This is a genomic window from Herbiconiux sp., assembly GCF_023264855.1.
Classification (GTDB): domain Bacteria; phylum Actinomycetota; class Actinomycetes; order Actinomycetales; family Microbacteriaceae; genus Herbiconiux.
The window spans coordinates 151926-166066 of sequence record NZ_JAHFUW010000001.1 but is presented as its reverse complement, the minus strand read 5'-3'; the positions used below and the strand labels follow the sequence as shown (position 1 = coordinate 166066).

The window sequence follows — 14141 nt, the reverse complement described above, 5'->3', positions numbered from 1 at the left end:
ATCGCCAGTGGGTCGGTGACCGGCGCGACGTCGTGCTCGGAACTGTGAGGGGCACGGGTGACACTACAGATAGCGGCGGATGTCGAGGGCGTGGCGACGAGCCGGGCCCTCAGCCGGGCGGGAACGTGGCTGGCCTGCGTCTTCCTCGCGGCCACGTTCGCGGTGGCGACGCTGTTCATCCCGGTGACCGGGCGCTGGGACATCACGCTCGGGCTGATCGGACTGCTGGCGAGCGGCGTCGGGGTGGTGCTCGCCCTGCGCGCGGAGGTGTACTGGCACGCGTTGTTGTTCACGCTGCTCGCCTGCGCCGGCCTCTACTTCTTCGCCCTGGTGGCCACCGAGGTCTCGGTGCAGGTGCCGGGACCGACCCCCTCGAGCGATTACGTGCTGCTGTCGATGCCCGAGTTCGCCGTGCTCGTGGTGGGCATCCCGGCCCGCTCCCTGGCGAAGTCGTTGTCGCTCGGCACGATCGCGTTCCTGGCCGGTCCCGGTCTCGTGCAGGTCGCGGCCTGGCAGCAGGGGATGCCGCTGGCGGTGGATGTGCCGGTGCTCGCCTCCTACGTCGCGGTGACGTTGCTGGTCTGCTCGCTCTGGCTCGGCCGGCGCGAGGCCGCCCGGGGCACCGCGCTGATGGCCGGGGCGGCGCTCGCCGAGGAGCGCGATGTGGCGCTCAGCCGTTTCCACGACCGCGCCTCGACCTGGCTGACGGAGAACGTGCTGGCCGATCTGCGCGCGCTCGCGACGGCCGAGCCGGGCGAGCTGGGGCTCGAGCACCGCCAGGGGATCGATCGGGACCTGGCGAACCTCGCCGACGTGCGGCTGATCCTGGACGCCCCCGGAGTGCACGGGTCGGCCACCCGCAAGCTGGCGAAGGTGCCGGTGCTGCTCGGCGCGGTGCGCGACGGCGAGCAGAAGGGGCTGCACATCCGGGTCACGGGCGACCTCAGCGCGGTCAATGCGCTCAGCACCACGGTGAGCCGCAGCCTCGAGCGCGCCTTGGTGGAGTGCCTGGACAACGTGGTGCAGCATTCCGGCGTGATGGAGGCCGAGATCGCCGTGATGTCCAGCCCTCCCGAGCTGAGCGTGATGGTGTCGGATGCCGGGGTGGGCTTCGATCTCGACCAGACCACCGAGCAGGATGTGGGGCTGCGGATGATCGTGGTCGACAACATCGTGGAGATCGGCGGGACCGTGCAGATCTGGTCGCGACCGGGCGCGGGTACCGCCGTGTTCGTGACCGTGCCGGGCGGTTATTCGTGATCGGCCGCCGGAGCACGCCGCCGGTCGCCCAGGCACCCCGGGTGCAGGCGGTACCGCGGATGCGACCGCCGCGCGGCACCACGGCGCTACAGCTCGACCCGCTGGCCTCGATCAGCGCGCGCGGATTCCTGGTGGTGGTGGCGGTCGTCTCGATGCTGGTCGCGATCGGGGTCACCCTCAGCACCACCGACCAGATCTCGTCCTGGCCGCTGGCGGTGGCGGCGCTGGTGGTGCTGGCCGCCGGCTTCGGCTGGTTCCTGCGCAGCGCGTTCCGCTTCGACCTGGGTGTGAGCTCGGATCGCTTCGCCACGGCGTTCGCCCTGATCGCGATCGCGACCGTGCTGAACTCGCTCAGCTGCCTCGGCACGAACATCGTCGTGCGCGACGACTGGGGCCTGATCACCCTGGGTCTCGCCCTGATGGCGGCGGCGCCCTTCCGAACCCACACGGAGCTCGGCACCTATGTGACGGTCTCCTCCGTCGTGGTGCTCATCCTGGTGGTGCTGCACGCGCTGATGAGCTTCCGCGACACGGTCATCCCCGTTCCGGTCACCGTTCTGGTGGCGCTGGCGCCGATCCTCGCGCTCGGGCTGGGCTCGGTCGCCTACGCCCGGTCGCTGCTCTACGGGATCTACGCGGAACGGCTGGAGCAGGCCGACGAGCGCGACCAGCAACTCGACGCGCTGCGCCAGGCGTTCGTCGACGACGACGTGGTGGGCGGCATCGGCGGGCTGCGCAGCGACATCGTGCCCTTCCTCGGCCGCGTTCGGCAGAGCGGAGTGCTCACCGAGGCCGACCGCCTGCGGGCCGCCGAACTGGCTGAGGGCCTGCAGAGGGCGCTCGACACCACGGCCCAGCAGGACTCGCTCGGCGACCACGTGAGCGTGCTGGTCGACGAGAGCGCCCTCTCGGTGCGCCTGCACGAAGACGACCGCGCCACCATCCGGGCCCTGCTGATCGCGCTGGAATCGTCGCCGCACACCGAGAAGGGATCGATCATCCTGGAGCTGCTGGAAGGCGAGTCCGATCGCTTCGGCATGGTGCGCTGCTCGAGCGATGACGTGCGGGCCCTGCGCACCGACGTGCTGCCCTTCATCCGGATGACCCGGCTGATGTTCCGCACGGCCACCGAGCAGGTGGTCGGGTGTGAACTGCTCGTGCAGTTCGACATCGACCGCCTGGGCTAGATCGCCGGCCCGGATCGCCTCAGGCCGTGGCGGCGGGAGCGGGAGTGGTCGCGGCGGTCAGCGCCAGCAGGAAGTCGCGCACCACCTGAGCCTCGCGGTCGTCGAGGTGGCCGGCCGCCTCCATCATCCGGCTGTGCATGTCGCCCAGTGTGGCGCGCACCTCGGCGTCGGATCCCGGGGTGGCCAGCACGGCCAGCGAGCGCCGGTCGCTCGGATGCGGGGCGCGGCTGACGTGACCGGATTTGGTGAGGCGGTCGAGCATCACCGTCACCGAGGCCGACTTCATGCTCAGGTGCTCGGCCAAGGCGCCGGGTGTGACCACCCGGCCCTCGCGCTGCGCCTTCAGCAGAAACCGCAGGGCGGTGAGATCGTTCTCGCCCATCTTCATCGACTCGCGGGTGCGCCGGCGCATGGCCTCTTCTGCGGCGCGGTACGCCTGCAACTCGTTCATGACCGCCGCGGTGCGGTGGCTCACACCGTGGTCGGCTCGCTCGCTCATCGGTGCTCCTCGTTCGCGTAGGCGTGATTGTCGATCTGGTCGAGCGCCTCCCGCATCTCGGCCAGGAACCGGATGACGAGCTCCGCGTCGTCGGGGGAGAGCGCCTCGATCACCTGGATCAGCTCCTCACGCACCTCGCCGAGCGTCGCGATCGCGATCTCGTCGGTCGGCACGGCCGGCACGATGATGAGGGCGCGCCGGTCGAAGGGGCTCGGTTCGCGGCGGATGCGATCCGCCTTCTCGAGCCGGTCGAGCAACACGGTGATCGACGCACTGGTGATTCCGAGATAGTGCGCGAGCTCTTTCGGGCCGACCGACCGGCCTTCCTCGTTCGCCCTCAACAGGTAGCGCATCGCCAGGATGTCGTTCTCGCCGAGACCGAGTGAGATCTGGGAGCGCCGGCGCTGGGCCGACTCGGCGGCGCGGAACCCGCGCAGCGCTTCGAGCACCGCGATGCTGCGCGAGCGCTCGGAGCCGTCTCCGTACCAATAGTGCCGCGCCGAATCCGTTCGGTCCGAGGTCATGGCACAAGCGTAGTCCACCTCGTTACTAGATGAACTAGGCATGCGTCCACCGGTGTCGGTGCTCGCGCTCGCAATGATCTGGTCGCCGAATGGGGGTTGAGGCGTTCGCAGTGCTACTAGCTAGTCTAGCTAGCGGGATACCGCACTCGCGCTCGGCGACGCGGAACGTCACACTCGACTGGGACTTGGCGTCCCCTGTCCCATCTCGGGAAGGTATTCACTACGCTGGTCGACACGTGTGCTCCCGCTGACCCGGCTCGAGCCGCGTGACTGTGTGGGGGTGCATCCGATGGCCGACTCGACTGCTTCGAACGATTCCCTTCGGCGTCGCTCGCGTATCCGGGCCGCCGAAGTGCGACGCCGTGTGCTCGACGTCGCCCTCGAGCGCATCGAGGGGATCGGCCTCACGATCGGCTTCGAGCACATCGTGATGGACGACCTGATCCGCGAGGCGGGCGTACCGCGCAGCTCGACCTATCGCCTCTGGGACTCCAAAGAGGCTTTCGTCTCCGATCTGCTCGCCGAGATCGCGGCCGAGACCTCGACCAAGCTCGCCGATGACGAGACGCTCGCGATCAGCGAGCGCATCCTCTTCCAGAACGTCGAGCTGCTGAGTTCGGAGACCGACCGTCGGCGGGTGATGTTCGAGGTGATCCGGGTGGCCCTCGAGCACAACTACCGTGCCGTGATCGCCTCGGTGGCCTGGCAGTCGTACGTGGGGCTGTCGGCGTCGCTGCTCAGTCACATGGAGTCGTCGGCGCGGGCCGACATCGAGCAGGCGCTGCTGAGCGGAAGCGACTCGTTCATCGAGCGGATGGCGGAGTTCCACAGCTGGTTCTCGCGCATCCTCGGCTACCGGCTGCGATCGGAGTGGAACGGCGACTACCGGCCGTACGCGGTGGTGATCTCGGCGGTCGTGGAGGGTCTGGGGCTGCGGCACCTGGGTAACCCGGGACTGGTCGACGCCTCCTACCGGGGCCCGGCCACGATCACCTCCGACGATCCGGAGTGGACGCTGCCGGCCATCGCGCTGGTCGCGATCCTGGAGCGATTCCTCGAACCCGACCCGGAGTACGACGTCGAGGCCGCGATGGAGACCGTGCGCGGCTACCGCGCGGCCCGCGAGGCCGAGGAGCAGGCCGCGGCGCTCGCCGCGGACGAGGAGCAGCAGGCGGAGGAAGCAGCCGGCTGACGACCGCTCAGCGCGGAACGGTGCGGATCATGCCGTATGGCACGATCCCCTGCCGATGGGTCTCCTCGGCCAGGTACAGCTTGGCGCCCAGCACCGAGATGCCGGCCATGGTGATCCGCAGCACGCTGGATTGCGCCGGGAGCGAGAGCAGCTCCTGCTCGGCGGCATCGGCCACCTCGGCCTCGATCCAGGTCTGCTCCCACTCGATCGTCGAGCCGCGCAGCTGCCGCACGAGCTCGAACACGGTGAGTGACGGATCCGGCGTGGTGCCCGCGGCCGAGCCGTCCGGCCGGGTGGCGGGGATGAAGTCGGTCGCCACCATCGTGGGCACCCCGTTCGCCGACCAGCGCTTGGTGGTGCTGAACGCCGACGCCCCCGGGCGCACGCCGAGCCGGTCGGCGCGCACCGCGTCGAGCTCGCACCACGACGAGGCCAGCACCTCCATCCGCGGTTCGAAGCCGGCCTCGCGCAGCATCTCCGAGAACTCGTAGCTCTGGTCCAGCCGCAGGCCCATGTCCAGCGCCGAGCGGTTGGGGAAGGTGCCGCTGTTGGGCAGACGGGTGAGCAGCCCGTGCGATTCCAGCCGGATCAGCTCTTCGCGCACGGTGGGTCGGCTGACGCCGAGTTCCGCGGCCAGGGCCGCCTCGGAGGGCAGCGGTGTGCCGGCCTCGGCCGCCGTGCGCCACAGCTCGAGCAGCCGGTCATGGGTGCTGGACATTGTTTCCTCCCGGTGACGCTGCCGAAATACGACCGTTATAAACCAGTCTTACCATCGCATATACCGCGACCGGGAGGAGGACGACATGCGACAGCCACGCCGATGGAGCGTCTCCGGTTCACTGACCGATCTCGTGGCATCCGGAGCCGCGGAGCGGGGCGCCGTCACCGTGCCCACCCGCCGCGGCGAGCTGCGCTTCGACCTCGGTCGCACCGCTCTGGTGGTCGTCGACATGCAGAACGACTTCTGCACGCCCGGCGGATGGCTGGCCTCGATCGGCGTCGACATCCCGCCGGCCCGAGCGGCGATCGGCCCGATCGCCGCTCTGCTGCCGGAGCTGAGGGCCCTCGACGTGCCCGTAATCTGGCTCGACTGGGGCAACCGCCCCGACCGCATCAACCTGCCTCCGAACGTCATCCATGTGTACGACCCCGCCGGCATCGGCGAGGGGATCGGCGCCGCGCACGACGCCAGCCCGGCCGTGCTCACCGCCGGATCGTGGGGCGCCGCGGTCGTCGACGAGCTCGAGATCGCCGGCACCGACATCTGCATCGACAAGTTCCGGATGAGCGGCTTCTGGGACACCCCGCTCGACTCCACCCTGCGCGCTCTCGGCGTCGACACCATCCTGTTCGCCGGCGTGAACGCCGACCAGTGCGTGTACGCCACCCTGATCGACGCGGCCTGCCTCGGCTACGACTGCGTGTTCCTCGAAGAGGCCAGCGCCACCACCTCGCCCGCGTTCTGCCTCGACGCCACCGTGCACAACGTCGACCAGTGCTTCGGCTTCGCGGTCTCCGCGGCCGCCCTCACGACAGCCCTCACGAAAGGACGACCCTCATGGCCGTAGCGCCCACCCTCCGCTCGCCCGACACCTACACGGCGTACCGCATCGCTCCGGACGACACGGTGCGGCTCGTGCCGCTGACCGGCCCGGTCGACGGCTCGCCCTCGAGCGTGTTCCTGGAGATCTGGGACCCGGAGGGTCAGCAGCCCGACAACTCGCACCCCGACTCGGTCGAGCTCTTCCTCTTCCTGAAGGGTGAGGGCATCGCCTACAGCGACGAGAACGAGGTTCCGGTCGGTGCCGGCGACATGCTCACCCTGCCGATCGGCTCGGTGCACCATATTGCCAACACGTCGAAAACCGAGAAGCTCTACTCGGTCACGATCATGACCCACGACCTCGGCTCGCAGCCCGAGGGCGGCCTGCCCGGCTTCTACGACCTCGTCGTGTCGGGCACGCCCGAGCCGCTCGACGAGGAAGACCTCGCGGTCGTCTTCGCCGCTCGCGGCACCCTCGCGGCCTGACCGCCGGGCGCATCCGTCGCCCGCAGACCCCGCCCCCCTGAACCCATCCGGCCCACCCGCACCACACAGCACACCCAACCAAGGAGACAACCCATGCGCAGCTCCCGATCCCGGCTGATCCTGGCCACCGGGCTGGCGGTCACCGCCGCCGTGTCCCTCGCCGCCTGTTCCAGCGGCTCCTCGGCCACCACCGAGTCCACTTCCTCCGCCGACCTCACCATCGGCGCCACCGACCTCGCCGCGGCCGGCTGCCCCGCCAAGGTCGTCATCCAGACCGACTGGAACCCCGAGGCCGAGCACGGCCACCTCTACCAGCTGCTCGGCGACGACTACACGATCGACGCCGAGAACAAGACCGTCTCCGGCCCGCTGATGGCCGGCGGCGAGTACACCGGCGTCGACGTCGAGATCCGGGCCGGTGGCCCGGCGATCGGCTTCCAGACCGTGTCGAGCCAGATGTACACCGACCCCGACATCCTGCTCGGCTACGTCTCCACCGACGAGGCCATCCAGCTCTCGGCCGACATGCCCACCACGGCCGTCTTCGCACCACTGGACATCGGCCCCACCATGATCATGTGGGACCCCGAGACCTACCCCGACGCCAAGACGGTTCAGGATGTCGTCGCCGGCGGCGCGACCGTGCGCTACTTCGGCGGCTCCGCCTACATGGAGTACCTGATGGCCGCGGGCATCATCCCCGAGTCGCAGACCGACGGATCCTACGACGGCACCCCCGCCTCGTTCGTGGCCGCCGGCGGCAAGGACGCCCAGCAGGGCTTCGCCTCGGCCGAGCCCTACATCTACGAGAACGAGGTGGAGAGCTGGGGCAAGCCGGTCGACTACCAGCTGATCAACGACCTGGGCTACCCGATCTACTACGGCCCCGTCTCGGTGCGCAGTGACGACGTCACCGCGCAGGCCGACTGCCTCAAGGCGCTCGTGCCCGTGATGCAGCAGGCCGAGGTCGACTTCTACGACTCGCCCCAGCAGACCGTCGACCTCATCCTCGAGCTGGTCAAGGACTACGACACCGGCTGGGTCTACACCCAGGGCGTGGCGGACTACTCGATCGACACCGCTCTCAGCATCGGCCTGGTCGGCAACGGCCCGAACGACACCCTCGGCGACTTCGAAGACCAGCGTGTCTCGGATGTCTTCGACAAGATCGTCCCTGTCTTCGAGGGCCTCGGCACCGCACCCGCGGAAGGCCTCACCCCCGCCGACATCTACACCAATGAGTTCATCGACACCTCGATCGGCCTCACCAAGTAACCCCCAGCCGCCGACCCGTCAGTCAGTCGCGCTCTCCCCATGGCTTAGCGGTACGAACGGACGGGTCGGCGTCGTTTCACGGTCGGGAGACATCCACATGACGCATCTGCTGGCACACCTCACGACCGTGGAGGTGGCGGCGATCCAGAAGAGCGACGCCGTGATCGTGCAGCCGATCGGCGCGATCGAGCAGCACGGGGCGCACCTGCCCCTGGTGACGGATGCCCTGGTCGCCGAGCGGATGACCGGGCTGGCCATCGCACGGCTCGGCGAGGGCAGTAACGTGTGGCAGCTGCCCACCCTGAGCTACGGCAAGTCGACCGAACACCTGGGCCGCGCGGGCACCATCGCGATGAGCGCCTCGACGCTGATAGCCGTGTGCCTGGATCTCGGACGCTCGCTGGCGGCATCCGGATTCCGCAAGCTCGTGTTCGTGAACGGTCACGGCGGCCAGCCCGGGCTGCTGGATGTGGTCGCGCGCGACATCCGGGTCGAGACGGGCCTCGAGGTCTTCCCGATGATGCCCGGGCGACTGGGCCTGCCCGAGGGTGTCGACCCCGTCGATCCCGACTACGGCATCCACGGCGGTCAGATCGAGTCGAGCATCGTGTGGGCGCTCGCTCCCGAGCTCGTGCACATGCAGCTCGCCGTGCGCGACGGCGCCGCGGCCGGCGACCTCTTCGCCGGCTACACGCACCTCACCCTCGAGGGCGCGGTGCCCACCGCCTGGGTGACGGACGACCTCTCGGCATCCGGGGTTCTCGGCGACCCCACGGCCGCCACCCGCGAGCTCGGCGAGCGGATCGTGGAGCACCAGTCGAAGGCGCTCTCAGAGGTTTTCCGCGAGATTAGTTCGTTCGCGTTCCCGCCTCACTGAGATCCCCCGAAAGTTTTTTCACGGCATTGTCGATCCGGCGTGCTCCCGTTCGACGCAATAGTAGAAGGACGGATTCCCCGCCCTGCCGAACAAGGAGCACCCCGATGAAATTCATGCTGATCATGCGAGCCACCGAAGCCGCCAAGGCCGCCTACGAGGAGATCGACTTCGCCGAGGTCATCAACGCGATGGGCGCCTACAACGAATCGATGATCAAGGCCGGCGTGCTGCTGGCCGGCGAAGGCCTCGCCGACGACCTGAGCACGGCCTTCGTGGTCGACTTCGCGGGCGAGACGCCGATCGTCACCGACGGCCCCTACGGCGAGATCCACGAGCTGTTCAACGGCTTCTGGATCATCGAGGTCTCCTCGAAGGAGGAGGCCGTGCAGTGGGCGAGCCGCGCACCGCTGGGCGCCGGCAGCAAGCTCGAGGTGCGCCGGGTCACCGACATGAGCGACTTCGCCGGCCACGAAGACAACGAGTACATCCAGAAGGAAGAGGGCTGGCGCGCGGAGCAGGCCGAACGCTGATGTCCGCCGACGTGCGGCGCACGGTCGACGCCGTCTGGCGGATCGAGGGCGCCCGCATCGTCGGCAATCTCGCGCGGCTGACGGGCGACCTGGGCCTGGCCGAGGATCTCGCTCAGGATGCCGTGGCCGACGCCCTCGCACAGTGGCCCGAGTCGGGCGTGCCGCAGAACGCGGCCGCCTGGCTCACCGCCGTGGCCAAGCGCAAGGCGATCGACGGGTGGCGCCGCCGTGAGCGGCTCGACGAGCGGCACAGCGCGATCGCCCACGACCTCGCCTCGCGGGAGGGCGGGGTCCCCGGCGCGGATGACGTCTGGGAGCCGATCGACGACGACGTACTGAGGCTCGTCTTCACGGCCTGCCACCCCGTTCTCGCCCGGGAGGCCCAGGTGGCGCTCACGCTCCGCCTGGTCGGCGGCCTCACCACCGACGAGATCGCGCGGCTGTTCCTGCTGCCCGTGGCCACCGTGCAGCAGCGGATCGTGCGCGCCAAGAAGACGCTGTCGGCCGCCCGGGTCCCGTTCGAGGTGCCGGATCCGGGCGAGTGGGCGGCGCGCCTGGGGCCCGTGCTCGGCGTCGTCTACCTCGTTTTCACCGAGGGCTACGCGGCCACCTCGGGGGAGCGCTGGATGCGCCTCGACCTCGCCACCGAGGCGCTCCGCCTCGGCCGGGTACTGGCCGGCCTGTTGCCCCGCGAACCCGAGGTGCACGCCCTGCTCGCGCTGATGGAGTTCCAGGCCTCCCGGTTCGCCGCCCGCACGGCCCCCGACGGCCGTCCCATCCTGCTCGCCGACCAAGACCGCTCCCGCTGGGATCACGCTCAGATCCGCCGGGGTGAAGCTGCCCTCGAGCGGGCGGATGCGCTGGCCACGGCCCGTAAGACCGGGCGCGGCCCCTACGCCCTGCAGGCGGCGATCGCCCGCTGCCATGCCACTGCGCAGAGCGTCGAGAGCACGGACTGGGCCCAGGTCGTTCTGCTCTACGAGGCGCTCGGACGCCTCGCGCCGAACCCCGTGGTGGAACTGAACCGCGCGGTCGCGGTCTCGCAGGCGACGGGCCCCGCATCCGCTCTGCTCATCGTCGACGGGATCGCCGCATCCGGAGCCCTCCGCGGCTCGCACCTGCTGCCGAGTGTGCGGGGCGAACTGCTCGCGCGACTCGGCCGTCGTGAACAGGCGCGGGCCGAATTCGCGGCCGCCGTGGCGCTCACCTCGAACGCCCGGGAACGGGAGGTGCTGCAGGCCAAATCCGACGCCCTCTGATCCCTGATTGATCACTTTCACGACACATGACATCACCGCGACGACAAGACCCCCGGGTGGGGTGACGACGCCTCCGCCTCCTTGGCGAGCATGAGTTCCCAGTGAGCACGACAAGAGCTCACGAGACCGACATCATCTCGCAGAGCTCAGGGGGCTTCATGACCGAATCCGACATCACCAAAGACGACAGCGGTGTCGCACGCCGCACCGTGATGAAGGGAGCGGCCTGGTCGCTGCCCGTTATCGCACTCGCCGTCGCCACGCCGCTCGCCGCGGCCTCCGACGTGCAGCTGGGCGCCTTCCACCTCGACGGATCCTGCGGCACCCTCGGCGTGCTCGGCCCCGGCTTCACGCTGACCGCCGGTCCGTCGGCCCCGCTGCCCGTCGGCACCTCGGTGATCATCACCGGCTCCGGCGTCGCCAACATCGGCGTCTTCAGCGTCAGCGGCGGCACAGCCAACGTCGCCGTGCTGAGCCAGACCAGCCGTCAGATCACCCTCACCGCCGCTCTCCCGGCCGGTGCGACGATCGCCTTCCGCACCACGCTGTCGATCTCGGTGGCCTTCACGCTGAACGGGGTCGTGTCGGTGCCCACCGGCTACATCGGCACCGGCTCAAAGGCCGCCGGTTCGGTCAGCTCCACGCTGATCCTCTGCTCGGCGAGCTGATCCGGCGCGGCGGGGCGGCTTCCCCAAGAGCCGTCCCGCCGCACCACATCCGCTCGTCGTAGTCGTCTTCGTCCGAAAGCCTGGCCCGAGCAATGATCCTTCCCGTCGCCGTGCTCCTCACCACCGCGCTCGCCGCGGTGCTGCTGGTCAGCGGCACGGCAAAGGTGGGTCGCAGCGAGCAGACGCTCCGGATGCTCGGCGAGCTGCGGATGCCGGCGGCGCTCCGGCACCCGGCGATCGCAGCGGCCGTGCCCTTCGCCGAGATCGCTCTGGGTGGGGCGCTCCTGGTGACGCAGGGCCTGGCCTTCACCGTGGTCACGGCCGGAGCCGTTCTCGTCTTCTGCGTCTTTCTGACCCTCACCGTGCTGGTGCTCGTGCGCCACGAGACGGTGGTGTGCGCCTGCTTCGGCGGCACCTCCTCCCGCCCCATCGACCGTTGGTCCGTGGCGCGAAACGTCCTGTTCGTGCTCGCCTCGCTGGTCGTGCTCGTCATCGCCGATGACGGTGTGATCGCGGGGCTCGTCGCATTCGATCCGGCCGAGTGGATCGCCTTCGGCTCGGGCGCGCTCGTGCTCACGGCGCTGGTCGCCGCAGCGCTCGTCGTGAGGGGAGTTCGCACCCGGGGCCCGGCCGCCGCGGTCGCTCCGCCCTCCTTCGCCGGAACCGGGTCGGACGGCCCGGGGCGGGACGGTGAACCGTGGCCGATCCCCGGCCTGGAGGTCACGAGCTCGGCCGGCCGGGCCGTCCCCCTGATGGCGATCGCGGTGTCCCGTCCCACCTTGCTGCTGCTGCTCTCGGCGGATTGCACGCCCTGCGGCAGGGTCGCCGACCGCATTCCGCAGTGGGAGCGCGAGTTCCGGGGAGCGGTCGACATCGCCGTGCTCACCTCCGACTCGCCGGAGGCGATCCGCCGGGCCCACCCCGACCTCGATGCGACGTTCTATTACGGCTACCGCTCGCTGATGACGGCCGCGCGCATCGGCGGAGTGCCGAGCGCGCTGCTGCTCGGCACCGACCGGATGGTCGCGGCAGGCCCTGCGCAGGGAAGTGTGGAGGTACAAGATCTCGTTCGCGATGTAGTCTCCGTCATACCCGATCCTGCACGACGACGTGCGGATGATCTGATCCGGTCCGATCGAATGGAGGCCTCATAAGGCGGAGGCGAACTTCTAGCTGAATGCGACACGATGGCCCTCCGGGGTCGAGAACAAATCGAGCGGGGGCTCAGATGATTTCTTCAAGGACTACTTCGTCACAGACGACTGCGACGTCGTCGGCCGAAGGACGCAACACGACCAGGGTGCGATTCGGTGACACCGAATTGTCGGTTCTGGACATTCCGGCCGGAGGAACGCCTCTGCGCAAGATCTGCCGCACGGCCACGCCGTCGATCGAGCTGGTCATCCCGATCGACGCCACCATCGTGGTGCGCGGCGAGAACCGGGAAGACCTGCCGCTACGGCCCGACCAGGCCGTGTACATCGTGGGCGCCCGCCGCTACGCGGTCTACGGCTCACGCCGGTGCACGGCGCTCGCGGTGGCGATGCCGACCGCGGCACTCGAGGAGTACACCGGCCCGGCCGGCTCCTTCGGCACGATCCAGGGTTCGGCCGTGCTGACGCCCACGAAGAAGTTCTTGCTGGGCACGCTGGAGAACACGCAGAGCCCGGAGCGCCTCTCAACCTACTTCCTCGAGAAGCTGGTGCTCGAGATGGTGGCGTCGCTGCTGCTGGAGGGTCGTGGAGCCGGAGGTCTGGCCACGCCGAGCGTCGGCCTGCTCGACCGGGCGATGTCGCAGATCGCCGGCTACCGCACCGATCGTTCGCTCACACCGACTCGCCTCGCGCACGACCTCAACATCTCGATGCGGCAGCTGCAGCGCCTGTTCTCCTCGATCGGATCGACGCCTTCGCGGGAGATCCGCCGACAGCGCGCCGATCTCGCGGTCTCGATGCTCACCAATCCCGCCTTCCGGGTGCTGAACGTCTCGCAGATCGCCCAGCACAGCGGATTCGCGGACGCCTCGGAACTGCGGCGCGCGTTCGAGTCGATGGGATACAGCACGCCGTCGGAGATCCGCCACGGGGTCCAGACGCGGCAGCAGAGCGTGCGCTAGCACACGATCCGGTCGGTCGGGGCGGCCTTTTCACCCCGACCGGGTGGATTATCACCCTCCCCGAGGCCCGGATGACGGCGCGCGAGGTCACCTGCCGTGTAGGTTCGAAGCAGCGAGACCCGAACGCTGCTGACGAATCCGGGGACGCATTCTGTCATCCCATGACGAATCACCCCGATGCGGAGACAATTCCCGATGATTCCGAACTCCCGGTTCGATCCTGAGCTCGGCCTGCCCGAGACCACTCTCGGCCGGCTCCCCGCCGCGCGGCCGAGCGCGGGCGAGCTGCCCGGCGTCGTCAACCCGCTCCGGATGAGCGTCGACTTCGCCGCCAACACGCAGCCCGGCGTCGTGAGCATCACGATGGGCAACGGCGTGCTGCGGATGCGCGGATCGCACGCAGCCCAGGAGTCGGGACGCCTCACCCTCAGCCTGCGCTGGTCGGGCGCGTTCCGGGCGCACGGTCTGGCGGTCGGAGACGATCTGGCGGGAGGCTGGACGATCACGCGCGCCGAGACGAATCGCCTCGATGCCGGCCGGCCGTCGCTGTCCGCCCGGGACGGGGAGGCGGTGCTGCCCACGGTGAGCATCGTGAAGCTGGAGGGCGGTCGCGACGACGACGAGTTCACGGCCCGGGTCTGGGGAGACGAAGGCAGCACTCGCTCCGCCGTCATCCGCGGCTGGTCGCGCGCCTGAGCCGGAGGGACGGCGCCGAGAGGCACTGA

Annotated in this window: 16 protein-coding genes; 13 read left to right on the top strand and 3 right to left on the bottom strand. The window is 69.5% G+C overall.

Annotation, left to right across the window (positions count from 1 at the left end; genetic code table 11):
* Nucleotides 1-57 precede the first annotated feature (57 nt).
* Together Q0D75_RS00740 and Q0D75_RS00735 are read left to right on the top strand one after the other, a co-directional pair.
* Entirely contained in the window at nt 58-1260 is a 1203-nt protein-coding gene (locus tag Q0D75_RS00740; protein WP_291048188.1) for an ATP-binding protein, read from the top strand.
* Between the two features lie 59 nt (nt 1261-1319).
* On the top strand, nt 1320-2447 hold the full coding sequence (locus Q0D75_RS00735; protein WP_291048186.1) for a hypothetical protein: 1128 nt from the start codon (nt 1320-1322) through the stop codon (nt 2445-2447).
* Nucleotides 2448-2466: 19 nt separating this feature from the next.
* Here the strand turns inward: Q0D75_RS00735 and Q0D75_RS00730 are convergent, their stop codons facing one another.
* Together Q0D75_RS00730 and Q0D75_RS00725 are read right to left on the bottom strand one after the other, a co-directional pair.
* Nucleotides 2467-2946 carry a MarR family transcriptional regulator gene (locus Q0D75_RS00730; protein WP_291048184.1) on the bottom strand — a complete coding sequence of 160 codons (480 nt, stop codon included), beginning with the start codon at nt 2944-2946 and terminating at the stop codon, nt 2467-2469.
* Complete coding sequence (locus tag Q0D75_RS00725; RefSeq protein ID WP_291048181.1) at nt 2943-3470, bottom strand: MarR family transcriptional regulator; 528 nt, start codon at nt 3468-3470, stop codon at nt 2943-2945. The genes Q0D75_RS00730 and Q0D75_RS00725 overlap by 4 nt, the downstream gene beginning before the upstream one ends.
* A 289-nt stretch (nt 3471-3759) precedes the next feature.
* On the opposite strand from Q0D75_RS00725, the gene Q0D75_RS00720 reads away from it, so the two are divergent.
* Complete coding sequence (locus tag Q0D75_RS00720; protein ID WP_291048177.1) at nt 3760-4662, top strand: hypothetical protein; 903 nt, start codon at nt 3760-3762, stop codon at nt 4660-4662.
* Between the two features lie 7 nt (nt 4663-4669).
* On the opposite strand, the gene Q0D75_RS00715 is transcribed toward Q0D75_RS00720, so the two are convergent.
* Nucleotides 4670-5380: a GntR family transcriptional regulator gene (locus Q0D75_RS00715; RefSeq protein WP_291048174.1), complete on the bottom strand. Its 711-nt coding sequence runs from the start codon at nt 5378-5380 to the stop codon at nt 4670-4672.
* Nucleotides 5381-5465: 85 nt separating this feature from the next.
* Here Q0D75_RS00715 and Q0D75_RS00710 point away from each other — a divergent pair, with 85 nt between their 5' ends.
* The 10 genes from Q0D75_RS00710 to Q0D75_RS00665 all read left to right on the top strand — a co-directional run bounded on the left by Q0D75_RS00710 (nt 5466) and on the right by Q0D75_RS00665 (nt 14112).
* A complete protein-coding gene (locus Q0D75_RS00710) occupies nt 5466-6230 on the top strand; it encodes an isochorismatase family cysteine hydrolase (protein ID WP_291048172.1) in 765 nt (254 codons plus the stop codon).
* A complete protein-coding gene (locus Q0D75_RS00705; protein ID WP_291048170.1) occupies nt 6221-6691 on the top strand; it encodes a cupin domain-containing protein in 471 nt (156 codons plus the stop codon). The genes Q0D75_RS00710 and Q0D75_RS00705 overlap by 10 nt, the downstream gene beginning before the upstream one ends.
* A 93-nt stretch (nt 6692-6784) precedes the next feature.
* On the top strand, nt 6785-7966 hold the full coding sequence (locus Q0D75_RS00700; RefSeq protein WP_291048167.1) for an ABC transporter substrate-binding protein: 1182 nt from the start codon (nt 6785-6787) through the stop codon (nt 7964-7966).
* A gap of 97 nt (nt 7967-8063) precedes the next feature.
* Nucleotides 8064-8843 carry a creatininase family protein gene (locus tag Q0D75_RS00695; protein ID WP_291048165.1) on the top strand — a complete coding sequence of 260 codons (780 nt, stop codon included), beginning with the start codon at nt 8064-8066 and terminating at the stop codon, nt 8841-8843.
* 104 nt (nt 8844-8947) lie between these two features.
* Nucleotides 8948-9373 (top strand): YciI family protein, encoded by a 426-nt coding sequence (locus tag Q0D75_RS00690; RefSeq protein ID WP_291048163.1) that lies wholly within the window; start codon nt 8948-8950, stop codon nt 9371-9373.
* On the top strand, nt 9373-10632 hold the full coding sequence (locus Q0D75_RS00685; protein WP_291048161.1) for an RNA polymerase sigma factor: 1260 nt from the start codon (nt 9373-9375) through the stop codon (nt 10630-10632). Before Q0D75_RS00690 ends, Q0D75_RS00685 begins: the two co-directional genes overlap by 1 nt.
* A gap of 158 nt (nt 10633-10790) precedes the next feature.
* The gene (locus Q0D75_RS00680) at nt 10791-11300 is read left to right on the top strand and encodes a hypothetical protein (RefSeq protein ID WP_291048159.1); all 510 of its coding nucleotides are present in this window, start codon (nt 10791-10793) and stop codon (nt 11298-11300) included.
* 92 nt (nt 11301-11392) lie between these two features.
* Nucleotides 11393-12454: a MauE/DoxX family redox-associated membrane protein gene (locus tag Q0D75_RS00675; protein ID WP_291048157.1), complete on the top strand. Its 1062-nt coding sequence runs from the start codon at nt 11393-11395 to the stop codon at nt 12452-12454.
* Between the two features lie 167 nt (nt 12455-12621).
* Nucleotides 12622-13416 (top strand): helix-turn-helix domain-containing protein, encoded by a 795-nt coding sequence (locus Q0D75_RS00670; RefSeq protein ID WP_291048154.1) that lies wholly within the window; start codon nt 12622-12624, stop codon nt 13414-13416.
* 195 nt (nt 13417-13611) lie between these two features.
* A complete protein-coding gene (locus Q0D75_RS00665) occupies nt 13612-14112 on the top strand; it encodes a hypothetical protein (RefSeq protein ID WP_291048151.1) in 501 nt (166 codons plus the stop codon).
* The last annotated feature ends 29 nt before the right edge of the window (nt 14113-14141 follow it).